This window comes from Streptomyces sp. NPDC040545 (genome assembly GCF_055595065.1).
This window is the reverse complement of the sequence record NZ_JBVIWA010000001.1, coordinates 771,383-783,985: the sequence shown is the minus strand read 5'-3', so window position 1 is coordinate 783,985 and position 12,603 is coordinate 771,383. Positions and strand designations below refer to the sequence as shown.

11 protein-coding genes are annotated in these 12,603 nt (G+C 74.3%); 2 read left to right on the top strand and 9 right to left on the bottom strand.

Features of this window, described 5'->3' with window-relative positions:
* Nucleotides 1-25 precede the first annotated feature (25 nt).
* Genes ACZ573_RS03785 through ACZ573_RS03770 form a run of 4 tightly spaced genes read right to left on the bottom strand, consistent with a single transcriptional unit; the run spans nucleotide 26 to nucleotide 4,494 of the window.
* Nucleotides 26-658 carry a GTP-binding protein gene (locus tag ACZ573_RS03785; protein ID WP_471298502.1) on the bottom strand — a complete coding sequence of 211 codons (633 nt, stop codon included), beginning with the start codon at nucleotides 656-658 and terminating at the stop codon, nucleotides 26-28.
* Nucleotides 639-1,028 carry a DUF742 domain-containing protein gene (locus tag ACZ573_RS03780; protein WP_471298500.1) on the bottom strand — a complete coding sequence of 130 codons (390 nt, stop codon included), beginning with the start codon at nucleotides 1,026-1,028 and terminating at the stop codon, nucleotides 639-641. The genes ACZ573_RS03785 and ACZ573_RS03780 overlap by 20 nt, the downstream gene beginning before the upstream one ends.
* Nucleotides 1,025-1,510: a roadblock/LC7 domain-containing protein gene (locus ACZ573_RS03775; protein ID WP_471298497.1), complete on the bottom strand. Its 486-nt coding sequence runs from the start codon at nucleotides 1,508-1,510 to the stop codon at nucleotides 1,025-1,027. Before ACZ573_RS03775 ends, ACZ573_RS03780 begins: the two co-directional genes overlap by 4 nt.
* Entirely contained in the window at nucleotides 1,507-4,494 is a 2,988-nt protein-coding gene (locus ACZ573_RS03770) for a sensor histidine kinase (protein ID WP_471298495.1), read from the bottom strand. Before ACZ573_RS03770 ends, ACZ573_RS03775 begins: the two co-directional genes overlap by 4 nt.
* 397 nt (nucleotides 4,495-4,891) lie before the next feature.
* Here ACZ573_RS03770 and ACZ573_RS03765 point away from each other — a divergent pair, with 397 nt between their 5' ends.
* Nucleotides 4,892-5,665, top strand: a complete 774-nt coding sequence (locus ACZ573_RS03765) for a hypothetical protein (protein ID WP_471298492.1) — start codon at nucleotides 4,892-4,894, stop codon at nucleotides 5,663-5,665.
* Between the two features lie 27 nt (nucleotides 5,666-5,692).
* On the opposite strand, the gene ACZ573_RS03760 is transcribed toward ACZ573_RS03765, so the two are convergent.
* From ACZ573_RS03760 to ACZ573_RS03740, 5 genes are all read right to left on the bottom strand, one after another.
* Nucleotides 5,693-6,133: a MarR family winged helix-turn-helix transcriptional regulator gene (locus ACZ573_RS03760; RefSeq protein WP_471298489.1), complete on the bottom strand. Its 441-nt coding sequence runs from the start codon at nucleotides 6,131-6,133 to the stop codon at nucleotides 5,693-5,695.
* A gap of 115 nt (nucleotides 6,134-6,248) precedes the next feature.
* Nucleotides 6,249-8,654: an endopeptidase La gene (gene lon / locus ACZ573_RS03755; protein ID WP_471298486.1), complete on the bottom strand. Its 2,406-nt coding sequence runs from the start codon at nucleotides 8,652-8,654 to the stop codon at nucleotides 6,249-6,251.
* Nucleotides 8,655-8,748: 94 nt separating this feature from the next.
* The gene (locus ACZ573_RS03750) at nucleotides 8,749-9,516 is read right to left on the bottom strand and encodes a DUF4097 family beta strand repeat-containing protein (protein ID WP_471298483.1); all 768 of its coding nucleotides are present in this window, start codon (nucleotides 9,514-9,516) and stop codon (nucleotides 8,749-8,751) included.
* A gap of 97 nt (nucleotides 9,517-9,613) precedes the next feature.
* A complete protein-coding gene (locus tag ACZ573_RS03745; RefSeq protein ID WP_471298480.1) occupies nucleotides 9,614-10,531 on the bottom strand; it encodes a sulfurtransferase in 918 nt (305 codons plus the stop codon).
* A gap of 74 nt (nucleotides 10,532-10,605) precedes the next feature.
* Nucleotides 10,606-12,000, bottom strand: a complete 1,395-nt coding sequence (locus ACZ573_RS03740; protein ID WP_471298477.1) for a glycosyltransferase family 39 protein — start codon at nucleotides 11,998-12,000, stop codon at nucleotides 10,606-10,608.
* Between the two features lie 36 nt (nucleotides 12,001-12,036).
* On the opposite strand from ACZ573_RS03740, the gene ACZ573_RS03735 reads away from it, so the two are divergent.
* Nucleotides 12,037-12,603 (top strand): hypothetical protein, encoded by a 567-nt coding sequence (locus ACZ573_RS03735; RefSeq protein ID WP_471298474.1) that lies wholly within the window; start codon nucleotides 12,037-12,039, stop codon nucleotides 12,601-12,603.

The window sequence follows — 12,603 nt, the reverse complement described above, 5'->3', positions numbered from 1 at the left end:
CTCTCACGCTCTCTGTTCGGGTGCTCTATTCGGGGGTGGTGTCGAGGGCGTGGCCCACCAGGGCGAGCAGTGATTCGACCACCGTGTCGCGGCGCCGCGCGTCCATGATCACGACGGGCACGTGGGGCGGGACGCTGAGCGCCTCGCGCACGTCGTCGGGCTCGTACGACTGCGAGCCGTCGAAGTGGTTGACGGCGACGGCGTACGGGAGCCCGCAGGTCTCGAAGTAGTCGAGGGCCGGGAAGCAGTCGCCCAGGCGGCGGGTGTCGGCCAGGACGAGACCGCCGATGGCGCCGCGCACCAGGTCGTCCCACATGAACCAGAACCGCTCCTGGCCGGGGGTCCCGTACACGTAGAGGACGAGGTCGTCGTCGAGCGTGACGCGGCCGAAGTCCATGGCGACGGTGGTGGTGTTCTTGTCGGGGGTGCCGGACAGGTCGTCGGTCGGGGCACTCGCCTGGGTCATCACCGCTTCGGTACGCAGCGGGGTGATCTCGGAGACGGAGGAGACGAAGGTGGTCTTGCCGACGCCGAAACCGCCCGCGACCAGCACCTTGACGGCGACGGGTGCGCGGGAGCGGTCGTACTGCCAGGGCTGGGCCGGGTCGTCGTCCGACTGCGGCGGGGACACCGGGTTGTCAGAGACGGCGAAGACCACTGAGCACCCTTTCCAGCAGCGCGCGTTCGGGACGGCCGCTGCCGTGGCCCGTTGCGTAGACGCGGATCCGTCCCTGGTCGGCGAGGTCGCTGACCAGGACCCGGACCACGCCGAGCGGGAGCTTCAGCAGCGCGGCTATCTCGGCGATCGTCCGCATGCGGCGGCAGACCTCGACGATGGCGGGCATCTCGGGCATGCGGTCGGGCTTCTGCGGCTCCGAGACCTTCGTGTCCAGGGCGGCGACGAACGTCTCGACCTGCAGGACCTGCGTGAAGCGGGTGCGGCCGCCCGTGAGGGAGTACGGGCGGACGCGGGCGGGGCGGCGGTCGGCGCCGCGTATCGGCAGCCGGTCGGAGGCCGTACTCCTCACGGGGTGTTCTCCATCGACTGGCGCAGCTCACTGCGGACTTCGGGGGTCAGGACGTGGCCGGCGCGGCCGACGAACAGGGCCATGTGGTAGGCGACGACGCTCATGTCGCAGTCGGGGGTGGCGTGCACGCCCAGCAGTGAGCCGTCGCTGATGGCCATGACGAAGACGGAGCCGTGCTCCATCGCCACCATGGTCTGCTTCACCGAGCCGGTCTCCATGAGGGCCGCGGCGCCGGTGGTGAGGCTGCCGAGGCCGGAGACGATGGTGGCGAGGTCGGCGGAGGCGCCGCGCGGGCCCCTGGCCTTGGGCCGGTCGGCCGGTTCGGCCGTGCCCGCTCCCGGGTCGGAGGACAGGAGCAGCAGCCCGTCCGAGGAGACGACGGCGACGGAGTTGACGCCGGGTACCTCCTCGACCAGGTCGGTCAGCAGCCACTGCAGGTTGCGGGCCTGGGTGCTCAGTCCGTACGTACTGGGCGCGGTCATGTGCGTGCCTCCTGTGCGGTGTCCCCCCGGTCGGTCTTGCTCTGGCTCTGCCGCTGCGTCGGCCCCTGGTCGAGGGCCTGGTCGAGCGCCTGGTCAGGGGCTTGGTCGGACCCCTGCTCCTGTGCGAGTTCGGCGGCGACGACGCGCCGTCCGTCCTGGGCTCCCTGGTAGAAGCCTCCGAGCCGGCGCCGCAACTCCTCGGCGTCGACGCGGCGTGGCGGCTCGGGCCGTACGTCGTCGCGGGCCGCGCGCTTGGCGGGGACGGCACGCGGGGTCCGCTTGGGCAGGCCCTTGTCGGTGACGGCGCCTTCGCCCTCGGCCCGGTCGGCCGGGTGGCTGCCCTGGCGGGGGAGCCAGTTGCCCTCGGCCGGGGCGTGGGTGTGCGGCTCCGTCTCCGGTTCGGTTTCCTCTGCGTCTTCCTCTGCGTCTTCCTCGGCGCCGGCCGCGGGTGCGGCGGGGTCCGCCGCGCCGGAGGCGGCCGGCTCCGCGTCGGGGACGACCCGCGCGAGCAGCTGTTCCTCAGGGGTGGGCCCGTCCCCTGCCGGGGGCGCGGCGACGAACACCTGGTCGGCGGGCACCGCCCCGGCCGTGGCGGGCGCGCCGGCGAGCGGGGCCTGGTCCTGGTCCGGCTCCGCCGGGGTCTCGGCGACGACCGCGGGGCCGGCCAGCGCTTCGGCGAGGGTGATCGGGACCGCCGCGACGGCAGGCTCCGGCGACGGCTCCGGCTCGGCGGCGACCGGGACGACCGGCTCCTCGGCGACGATCTCGGCGGCAGCGACCGCCACCGCCTCGGCCTCGGCTTCCGCAGCCGGTTCCGTCACGGCATCCGCGTCCGGAGCGGCATCCGCTTCCGGAGCGGCATGCGTCCCTCGCCGCCGCTTCGGCAGCGTGTTCTCGTTCGCCTCCGCTATCACTCCCGGCAGCCGCAGCGCGGGCGCGCCCGGCATGGCCAGGGCGTGCACCGGGGAGACCACCGGGGTGGTGGGCAGCAGCGCCGCCGGGACGACCACCAGTGCCTCGGTCCCGCCGTGCCGCGGGGTGCGCAGTTCGGCGGTGACCCCGTGCCGGGCCGCGAGCCGTCCGGCCACGTACAGGCCGAGGCCGAGGCCGTGTTCCGACTCGGGTTCCTCGTCGTAGGCGTCGGGCGTGGACAGCCGGGTGTTCAGCGATTCCAGGCGGTCCTCGGTGACGCCGATGCCCTCGTCCACGACGGACAGCACCACGTCGCCGGAGCCCTGCAGCCAGCCGGACACCTTCACCTTGACGTCCGGCGGGGAGAACGTGGTCGCGTTCTCCAGCAGCTCGGCCAGCACGTGCGAGATGTCGTCGGCGGCGTGCCCCGCGACCTGGGTGTACGAGGGCAGCGCGGCGAGTTCGACGCGCTCGTAGCGCTCGATCTCGCTGACGGCGGCCCGCATCACGTCGACCAGCGGCACCGGCAGGCCCTGCCCGTGTCCGTGTTCCTGCCCGGCGAGGACCAGCAGGTTCTCGTTGTGGCGGCGCATCACGGTCGCCAGGTGGTCCAGCTTGAAGAGGGTCGCCAGCCGGTCGGGGTCCTGTTCCCTGGACTCCAGCTCCTCGATGACCGCGAGCTGGCGCTCCACCAGGCCCAGGGTCCGCAGCGACAGCGAGACGGAGGTGGTCGACATGATGCGCCGGTGCTCCTCCAGCCCCGCGCGCAGCTTCGTCAGTTCTTCCTCCAGCACGTCCCGGCCGGCGGCGAGCGCCTCGCTGCGGCCGATGATCCGGCGCCGGTCGGCGTCGAGCCCGGCGATCCGGGTGTGGAGGGAGACCGTCTGGTCGCGCACGGCGTTCAGGTGGCGCACGACCTCGGCGAACTCGTCGTTGCGGCCCGTGAACCGGACCGGTTCCACCGAGCCTTCCGGGGTGGCCAGCCGCTCCGCGCCGCGGCGCAGGACCGACAGCGGCCGGGTCAGCGACCGCGCCACGGCGGTCGAGACGCCGACGGCGAACAGGAACAGCACGCCCAGCAGCGCGATCGCGACTTCGAGCCGGGTCACGTCGTCGTCGCGCAGCGCGGCCAGGGCGGAGGCCCGTTCACTCGCGAGGGTGGCCTCCACGGTGCGCATGCGGTCGATGCGGGCGGTCAGCGCGGTGCCGACGGCGGCGCCGTCGGTCTTGCGGTCGGCGGGCGTGAGGGTGGGCCGGTCGGTGAGCCGCTTGAGGAAGTCGTCGGCCGTCTTGACCTCGGGGCCGGTGACGGTGGCGGCCAGGGTCTGGCGCACGTCGGGGCGCGCGGCCCGCGCGAAGTCGTCGAGGGCGGCCTGTTCCCGTACGCGCGCCCGCTGGGCGGCGGTGGTGAGTTCGTCGACCACGGCCGAGTTCGGGGCCTGGTCGCCGCGGGGGACGGCCAGCGCGGCGAGGAGCAGTCCGCGGGTGGCCGAGGCCTGTTCCACGGCCTGGCCCAGCGGGGCCAGTGGACGGGTGGTGGTGAGGGCGGCCTCGGCGCGCGGCGGGGTCAGCTCGGCGAGCAGGTCGCCCGGGGCGAGGAGTTCGGCGATGACCGAGGCGTAGGCCTGGTGGGCGGCGAGGGCGGTGCCCTTGCCGTCGACGGCCTCGGCGCGGACGGTCCGTACGCGGGCGAGGGCCCGGGCGGTCGCCTCGTCGGCCTCGGCCTGGACCTCGGCGAGCTGCCGGTCGGTCCCGGCGATGCGCTCCTGGACGGGCCCCTTGGCCGCGCCGGGCCGGCCCTTGGCGGCGTACTCGACGACCGCGTCACGCTCGTCACCGAGGAGGTGCGTGAGGGTGAGGGTCTGCCGGGTCTGTTCCGCGAGGGTGACCAGGTGCTGGGAGTCGTTCAGTTCCGTCGAGGCGGAGACGACGGCGGGCGCGCCTGCCGCGAGGACGGTGAGGCCGGCGACGGCCACGCCGACGACCAGCCTGCGGCGCACGCGGACGCGGCGTCCTGCGGGGGCCGGGCCGTCGGCGGCGGTGCCGTTCTTCCGAGACCGCTTCTTCTGCACCGGTGCTCGCAATCCTGTACGTGTGCTCTTGCTCGTCTACTCGTGTGGCCGAGGTAACGGCCGGTCAACAAGTAAACGCCCCCTGCTCCCTCGTACCGCCTCAGACCTTTGCAGCGTGCTGGGGAGAGAGCCGCACATCACCCAACCGGCCACTCGAACGAGTGAACATCACGGATGAGTTGCCGACCAACTCGGGCACCCTGTGCCGGGGCGGTTCCGTGGACAGGTGGTTGAAAGATCGATACGGGCTTTGGCAGGATGCCCGCCCACACGACCGCCCGGCCGTCCCGGCGCTCGCGGCCCGTCCCGGGCGGTGGGTGGGCGGGGCCCTTGGGGCGCGCCCGATTTGGTACGGACCTGCCCGCGCCGGCCGCCTCCCGCGCGGCAGAATGCGGGTATGCGCATCGACCTCGCCTCGGCCCCCGGCCACCAGGAACGCCCCAATGAGGACTGGGTGTCGGCCGCGATCCCCGCTTCGGGCGGCGGCGTGCTGGTGCTCCTGGACGGGGTCACCCCGCCGCGCGGCGACGACGGATGCGTGCACGGAGTGCCTTGGTTCACGGCCCGCCTCGGCGGCCGATTGACCGAACTGTCCGGATCGCGGCGGGACATGCCGCTCGATCAGGTTCTGGCCGAGTCCGTCCGCACCACGGCCGACACCCACCGCGGCACCTGTGACCTTTCTCACGTGCGAACCCCGCAAGCGACGGTCGTCGTGGTCCGCTGGGACGCGCAGTACGTGGAACACCTCGTCCTCTCGGACTCCGTACTGCTCCTCCAGGTGCCCGGCGGCGGGGTGACGGCGGTGCTCGACGACCGGCTGGACCGGATCCCGCGGGAGGTGCTGGGCTCGGTGGCCGCGACGGACGCCTTGCGCAACGCGGAGGGCGGTTTCTTCACGGCGGCCGCCGACCCGGCGGTGGCGGCCCGGGCCGTGACGGGGCGCACCCCGCGCGGGCAGGTGCGGGCGGTGGCCGCGCTCACGGACGGGGCGAGCCGGTGGACCGACACCTTCGGGCAGGGCGACTGGGCCGACTGCCTGGCGGTGCTGCGGAAGGAGGGTGCGCAGGGCCTGATCGGCCGGGTGCGCGCCATCGAGTCCGACGCGGCCTTCCCGCCGGCCCGGTACAAGCGGCACGACGACGCGTCGGCCGTCTACGCGGAGCTGTGAGCGGCTCCGGTTCCGGTCCGGGCGGGCCTACTCCGCGCCGGTGTTCAACTGGTTGAGCAGCCGGGCCAGTTCCGCCACCTCGCCGCGGTCCCAGTCGGCGAGCTTGCGCATGTACTGCTCGCGCCGCGCTCCGCGGACCCGCAGGAACCGCTCCCGGCCCTCGTCCGTGAGGCCGACCAGGGAGGCCCGGCCGTCGGCGGGGTCCGGTTCGCGGGCCACCAGGCCGAGGACCTCCAGGGCACGCAGCTGCCGGCTCATGGTGGCCTTGCCGACGCCGAAGTAGGCGGCGAGCTCGGTGGCCCGCTGCCGGCCGGCCGCCTCCAGGCGTACGAGGAGCCCGTACGCGGCCGGCTCCAGCTCGGGGTGGAGCTCGCGGGCCATCTCGCCCGAGGAGGCACGGGCCCGCCGGAGGAAGACGGACAGCTCCCGCTCCAGGGCAAGGAACTCCTGGTCTTCACTCCCGTGCACGTCCCGCTCCTTCGATGATGTGTGGCACCCGGATGGTGCGGGGCCAGTATTTCGCAGCGGGTGTGCCGACGGCCCGGTACCCCGCCGGAGCGGGAGACCGGGCCGTGTGCACGCGTCAGGCCACCGCGACGACCGTGGCCTCCGCCCGGGCCAGGGCGAGCTCCAGGACCTGGCGCACATCCGTCACCGGGTGCACCTCCAGCCTCTCCAGCACCTCCGCCGGGACGTCGTCCAGGTCGGCCTCGTTGCGCTTCGGGATGATGACGGTGGTCAGTCCGGCCCGGTGCGCGGCGAGCAGCTTCTGCTTCACCCCGCCGATGGGCAGGACGCGCCCGGTCAGCGAGACCTCGCCGGTCATGGCCACGTCCGTGCGCACCTGCCGTCCGGAGAGCAGCGAGGCGAGGGCGGTGGTCATGGTGATGCCCGCGCTCGGGCCGTCCTTGGGCACGGAGCCCGCCGGGAAGTGGATGTGCACGCCGCGGTCCTTCAGGTCGGCGACCGGGAGCTCCAGTTCCGCTCCGTGGGAGCGCAGGAAGCTCAGGGCGATCTGCGCCGACTCCTTCATCACGTCGCCGAGCTGGCCGGTGAGGGTCAGGCCGGCCGCGCCCGTCTCCGGGTCGGCCAGCGAGGCCTCCACGAACAGCACGTCGCCGCCCGCGCCGGTCACGGCGAGGCCGGTGGCCACGCCGGGGACGGCGGTGCGCCGCTCGGCCGGGTCCTGGGCGGACTCCGGTACGTGGTGCGGGCGCCCGATCAGGGCCCGCAGGTCGTCGGCGCCGATGTTCAGGGGCAGTTCCCGCTCGCCGAGTTCGTGCTGCGAGGCGACCTTGCGCAGCAGGCGGGCGAGGGACCGCTCCAGGGTGCGTACGCCCGCCTCGCGGGTGTACTCCCCGGCCAGCTTGCGCAGGGCGTCCTCCCCCAGGACCACCTCGTCGGGGCCGAGTCCGGCGCGCTCCAGCTGGCGCGGCAGCAGGTGGTCGCGGGCGATGACGACCTTCTCGTCCTCGGTGTACCCGTCGAGCCGGACGAGTTCCATCCGGTCGGCCAGGGCCTCGGGGATGGCTTCCAGGACGTTGGCGGTGGCCAGGAAGACGACGTCGCTGAGGTCCAGTTCCACCTCCAGGTAGTGGTCGCGGAAGGTGTGGTTCTGTGCCGGGTCGAGGACCTCCAGCAGGGCGGCCGCCGGGTCGCCCCGGAAGTCGGAGCCCACCTTGTCGATCTCGTCGAGGAGGACGACGGGGTTCATCGACCCGGCCTCCTTGATCGCCCGGACGATCCGGCCGGGCAGGGCGCCGACGTAGGTCCGGCGGTGGCCGCGGATCTCGGCCTCGTCGCGGACGCCGCCGAGGGCGACGCGGACGAACTTGCGGCCCATGGCGTGGGCCACGGACTCGCCCAGCGAGGTCTTGCCGACGCCGGGCGGCCCGACGAGGGCGAGCACGGCGCCGCCGCGGCGGCCGCCGATGACGCCCATGCCGCGCTCGCCGCGCCGCTTGCGGACGGCGAGGTATTCGGTGATGCGGTCCTTCACGTCGCTGAGGCCCGCGTGCTCGGCGTCGAGCACGGCCCTGGCGCCCCGGATGTCGTACTCGTCCTCGGTGCGCTCGTTCCAGGGCAGTTCCAGCACGGTGTCCAGCCAGGTCCGGATCCAGGACCCCTCCGGGCTCTGGTCGCTGGACCGCTCCAGCTTCTCGACCTCCTTGAGCGCGGCCTCCCGTACCTTCTCGGGGAGGTCGGCGGCCTCGACGCGGGCGCGGTAGTCGTCGGACTCCTCGCCGTCCTTCTCGCCGTTCAGCTCGCGCAGTTCCTTGCGTACGGCTTCCAGCTGCCGCCGGAGCAGGAACTCGCGCTGCTGCTTGTCGACGCCGTCCTGGACGTCCTTGGCGATGGACTCGGCCACGTCCTGCTCGGCGAGGTGGTCGCTGAGCGCCTTGACGGCGAGCTTGAGGCGGGCGACCGGGTCGGCGGTCTCCAGCAGTTCGACCTTCTGCTCGACCGTCAGGAAGGGCGAGTACCCGGAGTTGTCCGCGAGCGCGGAGACGCCTTCGATCTGCTGGACCCGGTCCACGACCTGCCAGGCGCCGCGCTTCTTGAGCCAGCTGGTGGCGAGTGCCTTGTACTCCTTGACGAGCTCGGTGACCGCCCCGGGCAGCGGATCGGGCACCGTCTCGTCGACGGTCTCGCCCTCGACCCAGAGCGCGGCCCCGGGGCCGGTGGTCCCGGCCCCGATGCGGACCCGCCCGAGGCCGCGGATGAGGGCGCCGGGGTCCCCGCCGGAGAGCCGGCCGACCTGCTCGACGGTGCCGAGCACACCGGTCCCGGCGTACGTACCGTCGATGCGCGGCACGAGCAGGACCCGGGGTTTACCGCTGCCGCTCTTCCCGGCGGCGGCCTGCGCCGCCTCCACGGCGGCGCGCACGTCGGTGTCGGACAGGTCCAGCGGCACGACCATTCCGGGCAGCACGACCTCGTCGTCGAGCGGCAGCACGGGCAGGGTGAGTGTGACGGACGTCGAAGCCATGATCTTCCTTCCGGCAGTGAAGTTGAGCTCTGCCGACTCAATGCATGTGCGCCTCCCGATGTTCCCCAAGGCCCGTTCGCCCGGGGCGAACGCGTCAGAGCGCGGAGACGCGGATGTCGCCCGAGCTGGTCTCCAGCGAGATCCGGGAGGAGGCGGAGGCGCTGTCCGGAAGGGTGATGTCGCGGTCGCCGGAGTCGGTGGAGACGTTGATCCGGTACGGGGCCTGCGGGACCTTCAGGGTGACGTCGCCCGAGGTGGTCTCGGCGAGCACCGATGCCGGGGCCTTCGTGAAGTCCAGGCGGGTGTTGCCCGAGGACGAGCGGATCTCGGCGCTCGGGCCGGACAGCTCGGTGGCGGTGATCTCGCCCGAGGAGGTACGGACCTTCAGCGGGCCGCCGATCCGGCCGGCCGTGACCGTGCCGGAGTCGGCCTCCACCTCGGCCCCCGCCACACCCGTCACGGCGATGTCGCCGCTGGAGCTCTCAAGCTCGACCGTGGCGGCGGCCGGAACCTCCAGCCGGTAGTCGATGTAGCAGTTCCCGGAGCAGTTGTCGCTGAAGGTCAGTACGCCTGCGGTGACCTTCTGGCCGGTCGCCGGAACGGTGTCCCCGCGGTAGTGGACGGTGCGGTGGACCGTGACTCCGGGGCCGCTCCCGGGCGTGACGCCGATCGAGCCGGACCGGGCCCCCCTCACCTTCACCGCCTTGACCGCCTCGGTGACCGTGGCGTCGGCGGCCGCCGTCTTGTAGGCGTCGTCCGCGGAGGCGCCGCCCGGGAAGGAGCAGCCGGCCAGGAGGAGGCCGGCGCCGAGGGCGGCGATCGCGGTGCGGGCCATGCGGGCGGACGTGGTGTGGGAGGTCATGACCCGATTCTGGATCGGGAGCGTGCCCCGGGCCGATGGGGCTCGTACCCGGACCCCCGGTGGGGCTAACCCCCGCCTCCAGCCGCGCGGGGACGGACTACCGGCCGGTGGTCACGGGCAGCTCCGAGGGCACGCCCCACTCGCTCCAGGAGCCGTCGTACACCGCTATCTCCTCGTACCCGGCGAGGTCGGCACCGAGGGCCAGTACGCAGGCGGTCACCCCGGAGCCGCAGCTGAGGTAGAGCCGTTCCCGTCCCCCCGTCAGCGCCCGGAAGACGGAGCGCAGTTCCCCGGCCGGCCGCATCAGACCGTTCGCGTCCTGGAGTGCGGCGAACGGCAGGTTGACCGCGCCCGGCATGTGGCCGCTGCGCAGGCCCGGGCGGGGTTCGGGGGCGGTGCCGGCGAAGCGTTCGCGTGTGCGGGCGTCGAGGACGGCCGCGGCCGGGTCGGTCAGGGCCCGCGCGACGGCGGCGCTGTCGACCAGCAGCCCGGCCCGGGGCCGGGCGGTGAAGGAGCCGCGCGGGCCCTGGTACGCCGGGCCGGTGGCCGAGGTCGGCAGGCCGGCGGCGGTCCAGGCGGGCAGTCCCCCGTCGAGGACGGCGGCCCGGTCGAAGCCCATGGCGCGCAGCATCCACCAGGCGCGGGCGCTGGAGTAGACGCCGGCGCCGTCGTAGACGACGACGGTGTCCGAGTCGTCGACGCCGAGGGCGCGCATCGCCTCGGTGAACTCCGGGGCCCCGGGCATGGTGTGCGGGGCGGGCGCGGTGTGGTCGGACAGGGGCCCGTCAAGGTCGAAGGGGCGGGCGCCCGGGATCCGGTGGGCCGCGGCGCGGTGCGCGCCGACGGAGGCGTCGAAGAGGACCAGGCCGGGCGCACCCAGCCGCCCGGCGAGCCAGTCGACCCCGACGAGCGGTCCGGGAAGGGGCCCGGCCGACGCTCCGGGCAGCGCCTCGGGCCGTACTTCGGGCTGTGCGTCAGGCTGCGCTTCGGACGCGGCGTCCTGGGGCGGGGTCATGCGGCACCTCCGGCTGTACGACACGGGTCGCCCCCATCCTCCGACGCGGCCCGGACCGGCCCCCCGTCCGGGGGTCAGCCGCAGCCGCCCGGCCGGGCGTAGACCGCCACCCGGGCGCCGCGCACCCCGGTCACCGAGCACAGCTCGAAGCGGGCGGCCAGCTCCTCCCGCTTGACCGCCTCCCGCGGGTACGGGTCCAGCGGCTGGCCGGCCGGGTCCAGCAGGGCGATCACCCGGGGCGAGGCCAGCAGCGCCGAGCGGATCCGGTCCGGGGGCAGTTCGGTGCCCTGGAGGCTGTACGAGGCCGCCGGGGTGCGGTCCAGGGCCACGTCGCGCAGCTCCCCGTAGAGCTCGGGCGAGGACAGCAGCCACTCGCGCCGGCGCGAGGGCATGAACAGCACCGCGTCCCCCGGCCGGGCCCGCTCCCGGACCGCGGCGGCCACCGCGAGCACGTCGTCCTTGCGGCTCTCCGGCGTACGCAGCCACACCGACCAGACGGCGAACGGCACCAGGAGCGCGCCCGCCGGCAGCCACGGCCACCACCCGCGGGCCCGCGCGAGCCGGACCCCCGCGAGCAGGGCGAGCCCGGCCAGCGCGTAGATCACGTACCGGTCGACGTACCAGGGGTTGACCAGGGAGATCACCATCAGCAGCCCGGGCGGCAGCAGGACGAGCGGGAGCGCCACCCGTACGAGGTCGGGCGGAGCGCCCCGCGCGAGCAGCAGGGCCGCGGCGCCCACCACCCCGTACGCCACCCAGTCCTGCCAGCTCGGCCGCCCGAGCCAGCCGAGCTGCTGCTCCGCCTGCAGGGCGCTCACCACGGCGAGCGGCAGCAGCAGGACCAGCACGACGGCGGCGCTCCGGCGCCAGCCGTGCGAGCGCCACGCGGGGAAGGCGTGGGCGAGCAGGGCGAGCGCGGCGAACTCGTGCAGCCAGCAGCCGAGGAGCAGCACCACCGTGTAGGCCGGCCACCGCTCGCGGAGCATCAGGTACGTCGCCCACACCACGGCGGCCGCGACCAGGGCGTAGGAGCGCCCCTCCTGGGCGTACATCTGTACGGGGGGCAGTACGGCGTACACGCAGCCCGCGAGCAGCGCGGCCCGCTCCCCCGCGAGCCGGTGGGCGACGGCGGCCACCCCGGCGGCCGCGAGGGCGGTGGCGGCGACCGAAGGCAGCCGCAGCGCCCACAGGCCGCCCTCCCACCCCTGGAACACCCCGTGCATGAGCACGTAGTGCAGGCCGTGCACGGCGTCGACCCGGCCCAGCAGCTCCAGGATCCCGCCGAGCGGCCGGTGGGCGACCTGCCAGGTGACGGACTCGTCGCGCCACATGCTGCCGCCCCGCTCCAGGCCCCAGAGGCCGAGGAGCACGGCCAGCAGCGGCGGGAGCAGGCGCCAGGGGGCGATCCGGCTGATGTCGGCCTCCGCGTGCGGTCGTGACGGGTGTCGCAACGGGTGTGCGGACTCCATACTCGGGGGTGGACACGAGTCCCTGCGGAGGTGGGTGTGCACGCGTTACGGGCGGTTGTGGTGGCGGTGGTGAGCACGGTGGCCCTGGCGGGCTGCGGTCCCTCGGGTTCCGCAGGCGACGACGCGGCCCCGAAGTCCTCCACCGGGCCGGGCACGAGTGCGAGCGCGTCCGCGGACACGGGCGCGAGTACGAGCACGGGCGCGAGCCCGGGCGCGACGCCCGGCCCGACCACGAGCCCCACGGCCGGCCAGGTCCCCGCCCCCGGCGAGACCCTGGTCCGGGTCACGCGGACCGGCGGCTTCGCCGGGCGGACCCACACCCTCGTCGTCAAGGGCGACGGCTCCTTCACCCGGCTGGACGCCGGGGCGCGGCCGACGGGCACCGGAAAGCTGTCCGGGGCGGAGCTCGCCGCGCTGCGCACCGCGCTGCGGGAGGCCGACTTCGCCCGGTTGCCCCGGATCGCCACCGGCGGCCCGACGATCTACGACGGGTACTTCTACGCCTTCGTGCACGACGGCCACGAGGTGGCCGGTGACCAGGGGTCCCTGCCGGCGGCCCTCACGAAGGTGCTGGACGCGCTGCCCCCGTTCACCGCCGGCTAG